The 16,231-nt window shown below is 73.5% G+C and carries 16 protein-coding genes and 1 tRNA gene; 7 read left to right on the top strand and 10 right to left on the bottom strand.

Features of this window, described 5'->3' with window-relative positions:
* The 6 genes from ACFQ3T_RS11925 to ACFQ3T_RS11900 all read right to left on the bottom strand — a co-directional run.
* A partial coding sequence (locus tag ACFQ3T_RS11925; protein WP_380723296.1) for a hypothetical protein occupies positions 1-365 on the bottom strand: 365 nt, incomplete at its 3' end.
* On the bottom strand, positions 362-2,254 hold the full coding sequence (locus ACFQ3T_RS11920) for a glycosyltransferase family 4 protein (protein ID WP_380723294.1): 1,893 nt from the start codon (positions 2,252-2,254) through the stop codon (positions 362-364). The genes ACFQ3T_RS11920 and ACFQ3T_RS11925, both read right to left, overlap by 4 nt.
* A complete protein-coding gene (locus ACFQ3T_RS11915) occupies positions 2,251-3,030 on the bottom strand; it encodes a class I SAM-dependent methyltransferase (RefSeq protein WP_380723293.1) in 780 nt (259 codons plus the stop codon). Before ACFQ3T_RS11915 ends, ACFQ3T_RS11920 begins: the two co-directional genes overlap by 4 nt.
* 14 nt (positions 3,031-3,044) lie before the next feature.
* Positions 3,045-4,646 (bottom strand): SAM-dependent methyltransferase, encoded by a 1,602-nt coding sequence (locus tag ACFQ3T_RS11910; protein WP_380723292.1) that lies wholly within the window; start codon positions 4,644-4,646, stop codon positions 3,045-3,047.
* Positions 4,646-5,887 (bottom strand): DUF1707 domain-containing protein, encoded by a 1,242-nt coding sequence (locus ACFQ3T_RS11905; RefSeq protein WP_380723291.1) that lies wholly within the window; start codon positions 5,885-5,887, stop codon positions 4,646-4,648. The genes ACFQ3T_RS11910 and ACFQ3T_RS11905 overlap by 1 nt, the downstream gene beginning before the upstream one ends.
* A 79-nt stretch (positions 5,888-5,966) precedes the next feature.
* Positions 5,967-7,628 carry a hypothetical protein gene (locus ACFQ3T_RS11900; RefSeq protein WP_380723289.1) on the bottom strand — a complete coding sequence of 554 codons (1,662 nt, stop codon included), beginning with the start codon at positions 7,626-7,628 and terminating at the stop codon, positions 5,967-5,969.
* Positions 7,629-7,924: 296 nt separating this feature from the next.
* On the opposite strand from ACFQ3T_RS11900, the gene ACFQ3T_RS11895 reads away from it, so the two are divergent.
* A complete protein-coding gene (locus ACFQ3T_RS11895; RefSeq protein WP_380723287.1) occupies positions 7,925-8,179 on the top strand; it encodes a hypothetical protein in 255 nt (84 codons plus the stop codon).
* A 149-nt stretch (positions 8,180-8,328) separates the two neighbouring features.
* Positions 8,329-10,080, top strand: a complete 1,752-nt coding sequence (locus ACFQ3T_RS11890; RefSeq protein WP_380723285.1) for an ABC transporter ATP-binding protein — start codon at positions 8,329-8,331, stop codon at positions 10,078-10,080.
* A gap of 45 nt (positions 10,081-10,125) precedes the next feature.
* Here ACFQ3T_RS11890 and ACFQ3T_RS11885 read toward each other — a convergent pair whose 3' ends face one another.
* Positions 10,126-10,872: a RodZ family helix-turn-helix domain-containing protein gene (locus ACFQ3T_RS11885; RefSeq protein WP_380723283.1), complete on the bottom strand. Its 747-nt coding sequence runs from the start codon at positions 10,870-10,872 to the stop codon at positions 10,126-10,128.
* Positions 10,873-10,960: 88 nt separating this feature from the next.
* Between ACFQ3T_RS11885 and ACFQ3T_RS11880 the strand changes: the two genes are divergently transcribed.
* Entirely contained in the window at positions 10,961-11,461 is a 501-nt protein-coding gene (locus tag ACFQ3T_RS11880; RefSeq protein WP_380723282.1) for a hypothetical protein, read from the top strand.
* Here ACFQ3T_RS11880 and ACFQ3T_RS11875 read toward each other — a convergent pair.
* The 3 genes from ACFQ3T_RS11875 to ACFQ3T_RS11865 all read right to left on the bottom strand — a co-directional run bounded on the left by ACFQ3T_RS11875 (position 11,442) and on the right by ACFQ3T_RS11865 (position 12,631).
* Positions 11,442-11,867 (bottom strand): OsmC family protein, encoded by a 426-nt coding sequence (locus ACFQ3T_RS11875; protein WP_380723280.1) that lies wholly within the window; start codon positions 11,865-11,867, stop codon positions 11,442-11,444. The two genes, ACFQ3T_RS11880 and ACFQ3T_RS11875, sit on opposite strands and share 20 nt — an antisense overlap.
* Before the next feature lie 267 nt (positions 11,868-12,134).
* Positions 12,135-12,207: transfer RNA gene (locus ACFQ3T_RS11870), tRNA-Gly, on the bottom strand.
* 13 nt (positions 12,208-12,220) lie between these two features.
* Positions 12,221-12,631 carry a DUF7674 family protein gene (locus ACFQ3T_RS11865; RefSeq protein ID WP_380723279.1) on the bottom strand — a complete coding sequence of 137 codons (411 nt, stop codon included), beginning with the start codon at positions 12,629-12,631 and terminating at the stop codon, positions 12,221-12,223.
* Between the two features lie 247 nt (positions 12,632-12,878).
* On the opposite strand from ACFQ3T_RS11865, the gene ACFQ3T_RS11860 reads away from it, so the two are divergent.
* The 4 genes from ACFQ3T_RS11860 to ACFQ3T_RS11845 all read left to right on the top strand — a co-directional run bounded on the left by ACFQ3T_RS11860 (position 12,879) and on the right by ACFQ3T_RS11845 (position 16,193).
* Positions 12,879-14,345, top strand: coding sequence for a sigma-70 family RNA polymerase sigma factor (locus tag ACFQ3T_RS11860; RefSeq protein ID WP_380723277.1), 1,467 nt, complete (start codon positions 12,879-12,881; stop codon positions 14,343-14,345).
* An 85-nt stretch (positions 14,346-14,430) separates the two neighbouring features.
* Positions 14,431-14,865 carry a DUF983 domain-containing protein gene (locus ACFQ3T_RS11855; RefSeq protein WP_380723275.1) on the top strand — a complete coding sequence of 145 codons (435 nt, stop codon included), beginning with the start codon at positions 14,431-14,433 and terminating at the stop codon, positions 14,863-14,865.
* Positions 14,866-14,910: 45 nt separating this feature from the next.
* A complete protein-coding gene (locus tag ACFQ3T_RS11850; protein ID WP_380723273.1) occupies positions 14,911-15,774 on the top strand; it encodes a DNA-formamidopyrimidine glycosylase family protein in 864 nt (287 codons plus the stop codon).
* Positions 15,775-15,887: 113 nt separating this feature from the next.
* Positions 15,888-16,193, top strand: coding sequence for a hypothetical protein (locus ACFQ3T_RS11845; protein ID WP_380723271.1), 306 nt, complete (start codon positions 15,888-15,890; stop codon positions 16,191-16,193).
* Positions 16,194-16,231 lie beyond the last annotated feature (38 nt).

Raw genomic sequence — 16,231 nt, 5'->3', positions numbered from 1 at the left:
CTCGTGCCGCCGAGCGCCAGCTCCGCGTCGAGCAGCCGCACCCGCAGCCGGTCGCGCTCGTCGCGGGTGCCGGCCAGCTCGGCGCGCAGGGCGTCCCGCTCCTTGCGCGCGTTGGCCAGCTCCAGCCGCAGCGCCTCGTCCTGCGCCTGCTGCTCGGGCCACGTGCTCACGCGGTCGCGCAGTCCCGCGCACTCCTCGGCGAGCTGGTCGCGTTCGGCCATCAACCGCTGGGTGTTCGTGTCGGCCTCGCGCAGCTGCTCCAGCAGCTTCTCGCGCTCCGAGACGAACACGACCCGTTCCGCCCGGAGCCGGGTCAGCTCGGCGCGCACCGGGCCGGGCAGGTCGCTGAGGTTCTCGTCCGTCATGCCACGTCCCCCTGGTTCGCGATGGTGGTCAGCACTTCGGAGTACTCGTCGGCGTAACCGGTCGGGTCGAGCCAGTCCCGCAGTGCCTCGAAGGCGCGGTCGGCGATCTCCCGGCGACGGCCCGCGGGCGTGTCCAGCGCCCGCAGCAGGGCCACGGTCAGCGCGTCCACGTTGTTCGGCTCGAACAACCAGCCGGTCGTGCTGTCCTCGATCATCTCGCGCGCGCCGAACACGTCGCTGGCGATCACCGGCAGGCCGCAGCACACCGCTTCGAGGATGGACCGGGGCAGCGACTCGATGTCCGAGCTGTTCACGAACACGTCGGCGGCGTGGAACCACGGCGTCGGGTCGCGCTGGATCGGCACCAGCCGCACGTTGCGCCGGAGGTCGCGGCGCTCGACCAGGTCCTCCAGCGCCAGGCCGAACTCCGACTCGTGCTGGCCCACCACGGCCAGGGTCAGGTCCGGGAACCGGGGCCGGATGCGCTCGACGGCGGCGATCAGCGAGGCCTGGCCCTTGCGCGGCTCGACCACGCCGACGTTCAGCACCAGCAACGAGTCCTGCGGCAGACCGAGCTGCTCGCGCGCGGCCCGCTTGCGGCGTTCGCTGATCCGTCCGCCGAAGCGCACCATCGGCGTGCCGTAGCGGATCGTGCGGCACCGCCGGGGCTCCGAGTAGCGGGCGAACATCTCCTTGGTGGCGTCGGCGACGAACAGCAGCCGGTCCACCTCGCCGAGGGCGTGCTCCCAGCGCCGCTTCACCGCGGGCACGAGCCCGGCCGGACCCCAGTTCAGGAAGGAGAAGTCGGCCAGCTCGAAGCTCTCGTGCACCACCCACGCCGTGGGCAGGCCCGCGCGCTTGGCGGCGTCCGCCGCGCCGAACGCGCCGAGCGTGTTCACCAGCGCCACCCCGGCGCCGGACGCCCTGGCCAGCAGCGCCAGCTCGGTCACGTGCCCCTCGTACGACGCGATGTCGCCGGTCCGGTAGTGGGACGTCAGGTGCACCGGCGCGCCCAGGGCGGCGCAGTCCTCGCGCAGCGCGCCGTTGATCGGGGTGACCACGGTGGCGCGCCAGTCGTGCTTCTCGACCAGGCCGGTCAGCAGCTCCTGCAACCACAGCTGGCCGCCACCGATGGCCAGGCTGTGCGTGAACACCAGCACGTGCTTCGGGTCGGTCCGCGGGGTGACGCGGGCCAGCAGGCCGCGGGTCTGCTCCACGAGCCGTTCGGCGAGCAGGTCGTCCGACGCGTCGCCGGACGGGTTGCGCACGGTGGCGAACCGCGCCGGCGTGGACCACTCGCCCTCGCCGTGCGTCGACACCCGCACCCGCACCGACACCCGGCGCTCGGCGCCCGGCGGCAGGTCCACCGGCACCCTGGCCTCGAACCCGCTCACCACCGCGTCCGGGAAGCCCGGGAACGCGGCCGCGACGTCCGGCCGGGGCAGCCTGGTCCGGGCCCGCGTCACCGGGCTGCCCTCGACGAACACCTCCACCACGCTCGGCGCGCGGCTGTTGAGCATCGCCCAGCCGCTCACCAGCACCAGGTCGCCGCTGATCGTCGAGTCGGGCGCGGGCCCGTCCAGCTCGGCCAGGCACAGCGGGCCCTCGCCGTCGGCGGCGCCCACGACGACCGTCGCGTCGGTCAGCGCCGCGCCGTCCGGGCCGTGCACGCTCACCGCCTGCACGCCGTTCGGCACCGGCGACGTGGTGGCGGCGACGAACCCCAGGGCGCCGTCGGGCGCGCCGTGCGCCTCCGCCTCGCGCACCGACGCGGGCTCGCCGGCGAACCGCACCACCAGCTCGGCCACCGAGCCGACCCCGGTGGCCCACCCGCGCAGCTCGAACCAGTGCCCGACCGGTCTGCCCGGCACCTCCACGAACGCGGTCACCGGTGCGCCTTCAGCACGACGTCGGCGTCCTTGGCGAGCACGAGCACGTCCTGGTGCTGGTCCCACGCGGCTTCCTGGTAGCCGACCAGCCGCATGCCCGGCGTCTCCAGCGCACGGCCCACCGCCCAGCCGGGGCTGCTCAGCGAGATGCCGTAGCCGTCCTGGCCGGGGTAGTCGGCGTAGGCGAACCCGCTCGCCCGGTACGTGCCGAGGATGCGGTTGACCACCTGCTCGGTGAGGCCGTAGTGCTGGCCTTCCATGTTCTCCATGCGCCACGCGACGCGCCGGCCGTGCGTGGTGACGACGGCGACGCCGCCCGGCGCGAGGGCGCGGGCGAAGTAGCGCAGCAGCGGCGTCCACTGGGGCGCGTCCAAGTGCGTCAGCACCGAGCCGCACCAGATCAGGTCGACGTCGTGCACCTGCTCGATGAGGTCGACGTCGATGGCGGCCGGCAGCGGCACGGCACGGTACGCCTCGACGCACCGCGCGACGGCCGCCGGGTCCAGGTCGCACGCCACGAGCTCGGCGTCCGGGAACGCGGCCCGGAAGGTGCGCAGCACCCGGCCGTAGCCGCAGCCGAAGTCGAGCACCCGGGCCGGGTCCGGACGGCCCTCCCCGCGCAGCGCGTGCAGCGTGGCCCGGAGGGCGTCCGCGGCGACCCCGAAGTAGTGCGCGTCGTTCCCGCCGTACATCGAGTCGTGCTCGACGATCGTGCGGTCCACGGCCGACATCACCCGGTCGACCTGGTCCGCCAACTCGGTGCCCTGCGAGGCCATCTCCACCCTCCTGGTCAGCCGGCGACGGGTTCGTCCAGGCGCGTCCGCCACGCAGCCCTCAAGTAATCCTGCTCGCGGCGCAGACCCGCGCCGGTCGAACTCCCCACGACCCGCGTGGCCTGGAAGCACGCCTCCAGCTCGGCGGCCTGCTCCACGTACGACGGCGAGTGGCCCAGCAGCACGCCGAACCAGCCCGCCAGGTCCCGCACCGTGGTGCGCTCGCCCGCGCCGCGCCAGCCCGCGCGGGCCAGGTGGTCGGCGGTCAGCAGCAGCCCCCGCTGCTCCACCTGCGTCAACGTCAGGTCCGCGACCTGCCACTCCAGGTCGATCGCGCGCAACCCGTCGGCGGTGACCAGCAGGTTGTGCGGGACCAGGTCCCACGCCGCCGGGCCCAGCTCGGCGCCGTGACCGGAGTGCAGCACGTCCCGCCACGCGAGCAGCATCTCCTCCGCCCGCCACGGCTCCCGCGCCACGACCTCCAGCAGCGGCACGCCGTCGTGCACCGGCTCCTCGTAGGCGCGGACGGACACGACGTCGCCGCCCTGCTCGACCAGCGGCGAGCGGCGGATGCGGTCGGCGAGCACCTCGGCCCGGGTGCACCACCGGGCCGCGCGGTCGGTGTTGAAGTAGACGGCCAGCCGGTCGTCCGGCCACAGCGCGTCCGGCTCGCCGACGCCCGCGACCACCAGGAAGCTGTTCCACATCTCGCCGGACAGGCCCGCGGCGGTCAGCTCGCGCCACAGCTTCGCCTCGTCCGCCGGGCGCGACCCGTCGAAGCCCCAGTCGGGGCTGGGGAACCGGGGCAGCTCGGTCAGCAGCCGGGGGTGCCGGGCCGCCAGGTCGTCGCCGAGCACCACGCGGGTGATCTTGTAGTCGGGGAAGCAGCCGAGCGTGCGGGTGGACGTGAAGCCCGCCCGGCCCAGCAGCGCCTCCAGCGGCCGGCGCGCGAACGTCCGCGCCGGCGCGCCGTTCGGGTAGCCCTCCGGACCGTCCCACGGTCGCCCGCTGTGGTCCTCCGGCGCGCCCGCCAGGTACTTCACGCCGAGCTGGTTCTCGATCGCGAGGACCAGCGAGCCGCCGGGGTTCAGCCTGCGCCGCACCGACGCCAGGAAGTCGGCGTACACCTGCTCGTCCGCCGTGCCGCCGCCCACGTACTCCAGCACGCCGATCACGAGCACCAGGTCGTAGGCCGGCGCGTCGGGGACGTCGTCGAGCGTGCCGACGAACACCCGCACGCCCGGCAGGTCGCGGGTGCGGCTCGCGGCGACGCGCGCCCGGGCGGCGACCGGCTCCACGGCGTCCAGCGCGGCCACCCGCTCGCCGACGTACCGGGAGATCGCGCCGCAGCCCGCGCCGATCTCCAGCACCGTCGCGCCCGCCGGGAGGTCGAGGGCGCGCAGCACGTTCGCGCGCCCCCGTTCCAGGTGGTAGCGCTCCGGCCACGTCGTGGCGGCGTAGTGCAGCTCGTCGCTCAGCGAACCGAGGTCGGACGCCTCGTCCACCAGGGCGCCCACCAGCTGCTCGGCGCCGTCGAGGTACGTGACGCCCGAGTCCTCGCCGAGCAGCAGGCACCCGTCCGCGGCAACCAGGTCGAGTTCGCGCAGGGGGGTAGTCATTACGGCGCGGGGAACACCTTCAGCATCGTCAGCACCTGGCGCTGGTAGCTGCCGCTGAGGCCCGCCTCGCCGGCCATCGGGAACTGGTCGACGTTGACGCGGATCAGGTTCTTGCCCGACGCCCAGAGGCCGCGGTAGATGGCGTGGTCCGGCTGGACCTTCTTCTCGAACACCACGGACGCGGGCATGTCCGGCAGCGGGTCCTTGATGAACACCAGGCCGCCCTTGGTCTCCTGGTAGGCCTTCAGGTCGACGACGGCCTTCGCCGCGGCCTCCTCGCTGGCCATCGGCACGACCACGACGGAGAACCGGTCCGGCGTGGGGCCGAACTCGTCGGGCTGCTTGTTGCCGGACTTCCAGACCACCTTCGTCGCGCCGCCCGCGGTCAGCAGGTCGACCTCGCCCTGCTCCATGACCTGCTCGTCCACCGCCTCCGCCGTGTCCAGCACCTCGGCGCGCGGGTCGTTCTTGCCGCCGACCTCCGGGATCTCCTCCAGCAGGATCTCCATCGGGTCGGTGGGCTTCGGCTTCGACGTCGTGGTCTCGGTCGTCGGGGCGGCCGTCGTCTCCGTGGACCCGGTCGCGTTCGGGTCGCCGCTGCCGCTGGTGAGGTACCAGACGCCGAAGCCCGCGCCGGCCAGCACGAGGATGACGGCGAGGATCACGAGGACCCGCTTGCCGCCGGACGACGGCTTGTCGTCGAACACCTCGGGGCCCTGGGCGATCCAGTGCGGCGACGGGTCGGCGCCGAACTCGCCGCCGCCCCACGGCGGAGCGGCGTTGCCGCCGGCCATCTGCCACGGCGCCTGGTTCGGGTGCTGCGGCGCGTTCTGGGGCATGTTCGGCTGCGGCGCGCCGTGCGGCGGCGTCACGGGTCGGACGTACTGGGTGCGCTCGGCGTCCGGGTTGCCCGGCTGCGGCGCCTTCACGACCTGCGTGGCGTCCTGCGCGGGCGGCTGCTGCGGGAGGCCGGCCTGGTTCGGGACGACCTGCGTGGCGTCGGCGCCAGGCTGCTGCGGGTGCTGGGGCTGGTGCTGGGGCGGTTGCGGCTGCTGGGGCTGCTGCGGGTTCGCGGCCTCCCAGCGGAACGGCGCCGCGAAGGGCCCGGACTGGGGACCGGTCTGCGGGACTTCTGCCGCACCCGACAGCACCTGGTCGCGCCGCTGCCGGTAGTCGTCGGCGGAGATGCGCCCCTCGGCGAGGGCTGTGTCGAGCTCTCGCAGCTCGTCTTGCCAGGACATCGTCCGGTCCCTTCACTGTGCTGAGCGAACACCATTGTTGCGTAGGGGGCGGGCGCCTCGTGAGGCAGCACCGCCAGGGTCAACCGAGTTCGGCCAAGCGGTAGAGCACGCCGTCCGCCAGTACGAGGACGACGCCGTCCGCGGTTCCGGGGGCGGCCACGGCGACCCAGCCGGCCCGCCCGGTCGCCCGCGTGAACTGCATGATGTCGCCGCGCGGCACGCCCACCGCGCCGCCGCCGACGACCTCGCCGGACTGGTCGACGACCAGCACGCAGTCGGCGGCGTTGCCGTCCACCACGGCCCAGCCGGAGATCTGCGAGTCGCCGACCACCGGGCCCGCTTCGACCGCGCCGGTCGTCAGGCCCCCGCCGTAGGCCGGGAGGGGCATCTCCTTGGCCGACGCCAGGTCGACCCTGGAGCCCAGCTCCGGGCCGCCGCACCCGAGGGTGAAGTCGGGGGTGAACGGGTACACGCCCATCGACCGCAGCACCGGCAGCACCGCCGGGTTGGCCTGCATCCGGGACATCTGCCCGGTCGCCTCGACCCGCATCGCCACGGCCAGCACCGGCTGCGTCGGGTACTTCTCGCGCACGGCCATCGCCTGGCCGTTGCCGACGGCGAAGGTCGCCAGGCCCACCACGATGACGATCGGCACGGTCTTGGCGCGCACCAGGCGCGGGCCGCGGGCCACCAGCAGGACCAGCACGGCGGCCGCGCCGACCAGGGCGACCATCGCGTAGCGGGGGCTCAGGCCGTCCGCCGCGCCGTAGTGGCCGCGGCTGACGCCGATCATCGCCGCCACCGCCACGGCCAGCAGCGCGACGCCGAACCAGCCCGCGTGCGGCACGCGACCGTCCAGCGCGCGGCGTTCCCGGAAGGCGCCGACGAACAGCACCACCACCAGGCCGACGGTCACCGCGCCGGTGAGGAACGCCAGGTCGAGGTCCTTGGCCGACCAGATCTGGCCGAGCATGGCCAGGCCGGAGCCGAGGTAGGTGTCGAAGCCGAGCAGCATCGGCGCGGCGAACCCCGGCGGGCGCGACGGCAGCGACCACAGCACGAGGGTCAGCACGCCGAGCACGAGCGGCGACACCAGCCGCCACAGCCGGTCGCGGCGCAGCCAGGCGACGACGGCGAGCGCGATCCACACCGGGAACGCGGCGCCGTGGCCCATGCTGCCGAGGACGGCGAAGACCAGCGCCGGGACGGTGTGGCCGCGGTGCGCGAACGCCAGCGCGACGACCGCCGGGACGATGCCGAGCAGCCAGTGCATGCCGCTCATGCCGATGCCGAAGTACTCGGTGGCGGTGGAGGAGAACAGGAGGAGCGAGAGGCCGAGCACGACCGCGCCGCGCTGGGTGGCGGTGAGGGAGTCGGGGAGCATCGTGACCATCGCCACGAGCATCACCGCGACCAGGGCGACGGAGGCGAAGCCGAGCCCGTAGTTCGTGCCGCCGAAGACCGCGCCGTTCAGCCAGAAGACCGCGCCGACCAGGATCGACGGGTGGTCGTTGTGCAGGACCAGCAGCTCCGCGGGCTCCAGCGCGCCGTCCGGCGTGGAGACGCGGGCGAGGATGCCCCAGAAGTCCGCGAAGTTCAGCCGCGGTGAGCGGTAGGCCTCGGCCAGTGCCAGCAGGAACGGGATCGCGGCGGCCGCCCAGAGCGCGAAGTGCGCCTTCGGGCGCCGTGCGCCCGGCGTGACCACCGCGGGCTCGACCTGTTGGCTAACCTCTGCATCCACCTGATCACCGTGTCCTCGTGCTCCTGGCGGCCATAACGTACCGGCCACCATCGGTGAGGCGTTCCGGAATGACGGATCGTTACAACGAGGGGACGCTGCTCACACCGCGCCGTGCCCGGCGAACGCGACCGGTTGGGGGGACTGCTGTGGCCCGGCGAGCTTTCCTGGTGTCCCGCACCTGTCACCGGGGGTGGGACTGGCCACCGGGGGAGCTGTGGTTGCTGCCCAACGGCCTCGCCTGGGTGCGTTCCCCCTGGTGGCACGTGCTCCGCCCGCGGAACCACAGCGTCACCTCGGTGAGGTTCCCGCTGCCGGCGGTCGACGTGGACGAGTTCGACTTCGCCGCGGCGGTCCGGGAGCACCCCACGAACCGCCTGATCCGCTGGGCCGACGTCGCGACGGCGATCCTCGACCGCCACTTCGGCAAGGCCCGCCTCTCGCTGACGACGCGAGACGGCTCCACCCACCTGTTCACCTGGGGCCCCGCCGACCCCGCGGCCGACCGCCTCCAGCCGATCATCGACGCGATCAGGGGCGGGGAGGAGGTCTGACCCCGTCCGGGTCGCCGAACCCGGCGGTTGTTGGTGCGGACGGTCGGGCGGCCGAAATCGGTGGACCCCCGACCTAGGATGTGGGAGCGCTCTCCCGCACGGTGCGGTGTGGGTCGTCTCTTGACCGCCCGTTCCAGGAGCTCCGCCCCATGCCACACGGTCCCCTCGACCACCGCTACCGCGGCGAGCACCCCGTCCGCACGCTCCTCTACCTGTTCCGCGAGGACCGGGCCAACCTCGTCCTCGGCGCGGGCGCGTTCTTCGTCAAGCACAGCCCCACCTGGCTGACCCCCGTCATCACCGCCCACGTCATCGACGTCGTGGTCGAGCGGAAGCCGATCATCGGCATGTGGCTGGGCGCGGCGCTGCTGCTGGTCATGCTGGTGCTGAACTACCCGTTCGCCGTCCTCTACACGCGCTGGTGGTACGGCAGCGCGCGGCGGATGGGGATGCGGGTGCGGTCGGCGTTGAGCGGGCGCATGCAGCAGCTGTCCATCGGCTACCACGCCAGGGTCAGCGCGGGCGTGCTGCAGACCAAGCTCATCCGCGACGTCGAGAGCATCGAGACCTCCACCCAGCAGATCGGCGACCAGGGGCTCGCCGCGCTGGCCACGCTGAGCGGCGCGCTGGTCGTGATCTCGCTGAGCGCCCCCGCGTTCCTGCCGGTGTTCCTGCTGGTCGTGCCCGCGGCCGCGGTGCTGGTGATGTGGCTGCGCGGCCGGCTGCGCGCGTACAACGAGTCGTTCCGCCAGGAGGTGGAGCAGCTGTCGTCCCGCGTCGGCGAGATGACCACGCTCATCCCGATCACCCGCGCGCACGGCCTGGAGACCACCGCCCTCAACCGCATGGACGGCACGCTGCGCCAGGTCCTCGCCGCGGGCCTCAAGCTGGACGGCCTCAACGTCCGCTTCGGCGCCCTCGCCTGGATCCTGCTGAACGCGCTGGGCGTCGGCTGCCTGGCGGGCTCCGCGCTGGCGGCCTACCACGGCTGGCTCGCCGTCACGCCCGGCGACGTCGTCATGCTCAGCGCCTACTTCGCGTCGCTGACCGGCGCGGTCACGACGCTGATGAGCCTCACCCCGGTGATCAGCAAGGGGTTGGAGTCGGTGCGCTCGCTCGGCGAGGTGCTGGAGGCGCCGGACGTCGAGCACAACGCGGGCAAGGCGCGGGTCGACGTGGTGCGCGGCGGCGTGCGGTTCGAGGGCGTCGGCTACCGGTACCCGGAGTCGGCGCAGGACTCGATCAGCGACTTCACCCTGGACGTGCGGCCGGGCGAGACGATCGCCCTGGTCGGCGCGTCCGGCGCGGGCAAGTCGACGGCGTTGAACCTGGTCATCGGCTTCCTGCGGCCCACCGAGGGCCGCATCCTGCTCGACGGTGTCGACATGGAGACGTTGGACCTGCGCACCTACCGGCGGTTCGTCTCGGTCGTGCCGCAGGAGTCCGTCCTGTTCGAGGGCACGATCCGGGACAACGTCACCTACGGCCTGGACGACGTCGGCGAGGACGTCGTGCGGCAGGCCCTCGCCGACGCCAACGCGCTGGAGTTCATCGACCGGCTGCCGGCCGGTCTCGACACCGTCGTCGGCGAGCGCGGGGCGCGCCTGTCCGGTGGGCAGAAGCAGCGGCTGGCGATCGCCCGAGCCCTGATCCGCGACCCGCGCGTGCTGGTGCTGGACGAGGCCACGTCGGCGTTGGACAACAAGTCGGAGGCCCTGGTCCAGCAGGCGCTGGCCCGGCTCGTGGACGGCCGCACGGTGTTCGTGGTCGCGCACCGGCTCACCACCATCCGCAACGCCGACCGGATCGTGGTCATGGCCGACGGACGGATCGCGGAGATCGGTTCGCACGACGAGCTGCTGCGCAGCGGTGGGCTGTACGCGCGCGCCCAGACCGCCTGACCGGCCAGGGGCGTCCGGAGCCGCGGCGTCCGGACGCCCCCGCGCTCAGTTCTTCTTGGTCAGCAGGGTGGGGCCGACGATGCGGCGCGCGATGCGGCGCAGCCGGCTCCGCGGCCTGGCCGGGGTGGTGGTCGTCGTCGCCGCGGCCGTCGCCTGGGACGGCGCGGACGGCTGGCCGGTGGCCGGTGCGGGCGATTCGGTCGACGTGTCGGCGACGGACGCCGGGGTGGGATCGGTCGCCGCGGTGGTGACACCCATCGGCGCGGTGGCGGCGACGTCGGCGGGCCTGGCCGTGCCGTTGGTGGACGGCGGGGCGCCGACGCCGTTGGTCACCGAGGGTGCCGGGGTGCCGTTGGCGTGCGGGACGGCGGTGCCGTTGGTCGCGGGGAGCGCGGCGCCGTTGGTGTAGGCGCCGTTGGTCGCGGAGGGTGCCGGGGTGCCGTTGGCCGGCGGGGCGGTGACGCCGTTGGTCACGGAGGGCAGCGCGGTGCCGTAGGCGGGCAGGACCGAGGCGCCGTTGGTCACGCTGCGTGCGGCAGCACCGGTGTCGGCGGCCGCGACGCCGTTGGCGGGAGCGGTGGGGGTTTCGGCGGGGGTGAGGCGGCCGTTGAGCGGCGGCGTCACCGGGTCCAACCGGGTGGGGAACGCCGTGACGGGGCGGAGGTCGGTGGCGGTCATCGGCTCGATCGTGGGCCAAGCGGGCTCGGGGGTGGCGGCGACGGGCTGGATGCGGACCGTGGGGCTCGGGTCGTGGCTTCGCTGGGTCTGCGTGGGCACCTGGCTGGACGTCACGCCTCGATCTTGCCAAAACACGCAGGGTGATCCGGGGCCGGGGAATCAGCAGAAGATGAGCCCGCACTGACGACGGGTCGTCGTCGTGGTGGTCGGCGGCGGGGGCTGCCGGGTGGTGGTGGTGGTGGTCGTGGTGGGCCGGGCGGTGGTCGTGGTCGTCACCGCCGTGGTCGTGGTGGTCGTCGTGTCCGTGGTCGTGGTCGTGGACGCGGAGGAGGACGACGAGGCCGAGGAAGAGGCGGACGAGGAGGACGAGGGGGACGACGCCGTCGTGCCGGTCACGGTGATCGTCCGGCTCGGCTGCTCGCTGCGCTTCACGACGACGATGTCGCCGCCGTCGCCGGGCTGGGGCGGCGCCGCCCGCGGCGACTCGGCGACCGCCCAGGTCGACGCCAGGAAAGCCGCCACCGCCGCGCCGATCATGGCACCGAAGGCAAGCCGTCCAGGACCACCCAGCGCGGTGAGCATCAACTACGACTACCGGCCTCACTCGTTCGGGTCAAATCCTGTGAGACATCTGGTACCGGCCCGGTACTTCGGGTATCAGGCCGGTACCAGAGGGGCGACCGTCAGGCGAGGTTCGCGGTGAGCGTGATCTCGGTGCCGGCCAGCGCCTTGCTGACCGGGCAGTTCTGCTTGGCGTTCTCGGCGGCGGCGGCGAAGCCCTCCGCGTCCAGGCCGGGCACGACCGCGGTGACGGTCAGGTGGATGCCGGTGATGCCGGTGCCGGGCTGGAACGTGACCTCGGCCGAGGTGTCGACCTGCTGCGGCGGGGTGCCCGCCTGCGCGAGGCCGTGCGACAGCGCCATCGAGAAGCAGGAGGAGTGCGCGGCGGCGATCAGCTCTTCGGGGCTGGTCTTGCCGTTCGCCTGCTCGGCGCGGGACGGCCAGCTCACGTCGAACGTCCCGGTGCCCGACGACTCCAGGGCGACGCTGCCCTTGCCCTCCAGCAGGTTGCCTTCCCAGTGCGTGGTCGCCTTGCGGGTGGTGGCCATGTCTGCAACTCCGTCTTCGACGAGGAAACCTTCGCCACCAACCTAATGGGGATCTTCACCGCGCGCCGACGCCCGGGGCGCACGGCGACTGTGACGAACACGGCGACGGACCCGGCGACGAACCCGGACGGGGGACGACACCGCCCCGGCACGAACGGCCCGAGCGGTAACGGCTGGAGCGGACACGGCCCGAGCGGTAACGGCCGGAGCGGAAACGGGCACACGAAAACGGCGAGTGCCCCACGAGGAGCACTCGCCGTTCGCGAGAGCGGATGACGAGACTCGAACTCGCGACCCTCACCTTGGCAAGGTGATGCGCTACCAACTGCGCTACATCCGCCTGTTGGGAAGAACTATAGCTCATGCCCCAACCGGGTTTCGACGGGGGGTCCCGCTTCGGCGAGGAGCCGGTCGACCTCGGTCAACCGCTCCTTGGACCACCGCCACTCCCACAGCGGGCGCACCCGGTCGACCACCTCGGCGGGCAGCCACGGCGCCACCTCGTCGCGCAGCTCCCACTCGTCGAACACGTGCTCGTAGAAGCTGACCACCGACGCGTCGGACAGGAACCGCTCGGGCTGCCGGAAGCACCAGTGGGCGAACCCGTAGACGCGGCGCAGCACCTCCCGGTCGCCGTCCCGGTGCGCCTCCAGCGCGAGCTGCCACAACTCCGACAGGAACACGTGGCAGGACCAGGACTCGCGCTCGACAACGGCGCTCAGCTCGGGGAGGAGGGCGGAAGCCCTTGCGCGCCAGTCGACCACGCGGCAGGAGACTACTCGCCACACGGGCCGCCGCCGCGCGGTCGGCCACCACCTGACGCCTACCCGTGACCGCGTCGTCACCGAAAGCTAGGTCGATCGCTGCGGTAGGCAGGCGCACGCGTTCACCCGAACGGCCCACTCCGTCCGTCTGGTCTTCGGTATCGGCTCGCTATCACTTCGGGCTGGACCGGTTCGGCTGTGGCATCTTGACGACGGGACCACAGGCGGGCGGGAGGTGCCGGGCGGGATGGCCGGAGATGCCGATTTCGACCGGGAACTGCTCGCCAGGGTCAGGGCGGGTGACGACGGGGCGTTCGGCGAGCTGTTCACCCGCCACGCCGACGCCGTTCGTCGGTTCGCGCTGCGGCACGTGCGTGAACACGCCGAGGCCGACGACCTGACCGCGGAGGCGTTCTTCCGCGTGCTCCAGGCGATCCGCCGCGGCAACGGCCCCACCGACCACGTCCGCACGTACCTGCTGACCGTCGCGCGCCGGGTGGCGTGGGAGTGGAGCGGGCGGCGCCGTGACGTGCCGGTGGAGGACGAGGAGCTGAGCCGGCGCGTCGAGCCGTTCCCGGACGTCACGGCGAACCGGCCCGAGCACACGCTGATCTCCCGCGCCTTCACGAGCCTGCCCGAGCGGTGGCGCACGGTGCTGTGGCAGGTCGAGGTGGAGGGCGAGCGGCCCGCCGCGGTCGCGCCGCACTTCGGCCTGAGCCCGAACGCGATGGCGGCGCTGGCCCGCCGGGCCCGCGAGGGGCTGCGCGCGGCGTACCTGCAGGCGCACCTGTCCCAGGACGCGGGTCCGCGGGCGTGCAGCTCGGTGGTCGCGAAGCTGGGCACGTACACGGCGGGCGGTGCGCAGGGCTCGGAGCAGAAGCGCATCCGCAAGCACCTCCAGGCGTGCTCCTCCTGCAACGCGCTGCACGCCGAGCTGACCGAGGTGTGCTCGACGTTGCGGGCGCACGCGGCGAGCATCGCCGTGCCGGTGGCGGCGACGGCGCTGCTGGCGCCCTCGGTGCTGGGTCCGACGGGGGTGGCGTCCGGGGTGCTGGGGCCCGCGGTGCTGGGCAAGGCCGCGTTGCTCACCGGACGGGTGAAGCTGGTGCTGGCCGCCGCCGCGTCGGCCGCCGCCGTCGGCGTGCTGGGCGTGCTGGCGGGGACGTTCACCGGCGGGCCGGGTCCGGGGCTGGTCGAGGCCGGTCCGAACGGCGGGCCCGACCAGCACGTGCTCGCGCTGTGCTCGACCTCGGAGACGACGACCGTGACCGGCACGGCGACCAGCGCGACGTCGCCGCGGCCCGAGGCGCGGCAGGTCGGGCACACGAGGACGACGCGCCCGACGTCCGCGACGACGTCCGCCACGTCGTCCGGCGAGGTTCTGGCGGCCGCGTCGCAGCCGGGGACGACCGGTTCGACCGCCCCCGCCGAGCCGCGCGCCCTGGTGGCCGACCCGTCGGCGCGCCCCCCGTCGGACTCCGACTCGGCGCTGCTGGCCACCACCGGCAGCACCGCCCCGGACGGCACGTCCACCAGGAACACCGCGACCAAGGGCTCCGCGCCCAAGAGCACCACCGCCACGACCGCCACGGCGACCACGGCGGCCGCGACCACCCAGCGGAACGCGTCCACGACCACCGCGCCGACGAAACCGGCCACCACCCCGACGACCGTGACGCTGCACCCGACGCCGAGCGCCCTCACCCCGGCGTGACTGCGGGTTTCACCCGCGAGGTGCAACACTCTGCCGGTAGCGTGGGAAACGCTGAGTGATCGCTCGACGTCCTGAGGAGACGGTGATGACGCGGCTGGTGCGCGGAGCTGACGGCCGGATGTGGACGGTGCGCAGTCAGATCGAGTGGCGCAACCCGTCGACAGACGCCGACTTCGAGCACGACGTGAGCGGTGGCCACGGCCCCGGCGTCCTGATGCTCGCGATCGTCGTGGTGATGGGTGTCGTCCTGGTGGCGTGGACGCCGCCGGAGGTGGTCGTGCCGGCGTGGCTGCTCGTCGCGCTGGTCCTGGTGTTCCTGTTCTTCCCGGTGCGCTGGGCGGTGCGTCGGCCGTGGCTGGTGGTGGCCGAGTCGAAGAAGACCGAGGAGCTGCCGCCGGAGCGGTGGGTCGGCTCGGTGCGCGGGTTCCTGGTCGTGCGCAACGAGGTCGCCAACGTCGCCCGCAAGATCGAGATGTACTCGCTGCCGGACCTGGACGGGCCGTTGCAGCCGGTCGACTGACGGCGACCGGTCGACTGATGGCCGCCGCCGGGTGACACTGGTCGGGTGCCGGAACTCCCCGAGGTCGAGGCCCTCGCCCACCACCTGCGCGAGCACGCCGTCGGACGGCGCGTGCACCGGGTGGACGTGGCGTCGTTGCAGGTGTTGAAGACGTTCACGCCGCCGTGGACGGAGCTCCAGGGTCGCGAGGTGACCGGCGCGGGCCGGTTCGGCAAGCACCTGGACCTCGACTGCGGCGGCCTGCACCTGGTGGTGCACCTGGCGCGCGCCGGGTGGCTGCGCTGGTCGGAGCACCTGTCGGCGGCGCCGCCCAAGCCGGGCCGCGGGCCGCTGGCGCTGCGCGTGCACCTCGGTCCGCCGGGGGAGGGGCCGGGGTTCGACCTGACCGAGGCGGGCACGAAGAAGGGCCTGGCCGCGTGGGTGGTGAACGACCCGGCGGACGTGCCCGGCATCGCCCGGCTCGGGCCGGACGCGCTGTCGGTGACGCGGACCCAGCTGGAGGACCTGTTCGCCGGGCGGACCGAGCGGCTGAAGACCGCGTTGACGGACCAGGCGCTGATGGCGGGCGTCGGCAACGCGTACTCCGACGAGATCATGCACACGGCCCGGCTGTCGCCGTACGCGACGGTGGGGAAGCTGCCCGCGGAGGCGCTGGACCGGCTGCACGAGGCGTTGATCGGCGTGCTGACGGACGCGGTGGCGCGGTCGGTCGGCCAGTCGGCGGCGACGTTGAAGGGCGAGAAGCGGTCCGGGCTGCGGGTGCACGCGCGGACCGGCCTGCCGTGCCCGGTGTGCGGCGACGCGGTCCGCGAGGTGTCGTTCGCGGACAAGGCGTTCCAGTACTGCGCGACGTGCCAGACCGGCGGGAAGCCGTTGGCGGACCGGCGGATGTCGCGCCTGCTCAAGTAGCGCGTCGCCGGTTCATCCCTGAGCCCGAGTGGTTCACACCTCCGGGTGGGCTTCGGCTGGTGTCCGCGTGACCGGGAATTCCTCGTGGTGTCGGACAACCACCAGGAGGAGCTATGAAGACGCGCATTGTCGCCGCCCTGACCGGCGCCGCACTGGCCGCGACCACGTTCGCGGGCCTCGCCGCCGCCGCGCCGGACCGGGAGCCGGACCCGGTCGAGGAGCGGTACCGGGAGGTGATCTGCCGGGTGCTGGAGCAGTTCGACCTGCTCGACGCGCCGGAGTTGGCGGACCTGGTCGAGCAGCTGGGCTGCGAGGAGTCGGACGACCCGAGCTCGTCGACGAGCCCGACGTCGTCCACCACCCCGTCGTCCAGCACGCCCGCCGCACCGGGAGCGCGGACGGGCTCCGGTGGGCGCTGATCCCGCCGGAGGGCGGACGCACGCGTGGGGCGCGGCCC

The sequence above is a fragment of the Saccharothrix hoggarensis genome (genome assembly GCF_042678885.1).
GTDB lineage: Bacteria > Actinomycetota > Actinomycetes > Mycobacteriales > Pseudonocardiaceae > Actinosynnema > Actinosynnema hoggarensis.
Note: the sequence above shows the minus strand (reverse complement) of the source record. Positions and strands in the feature narration are given on the sequence as shown.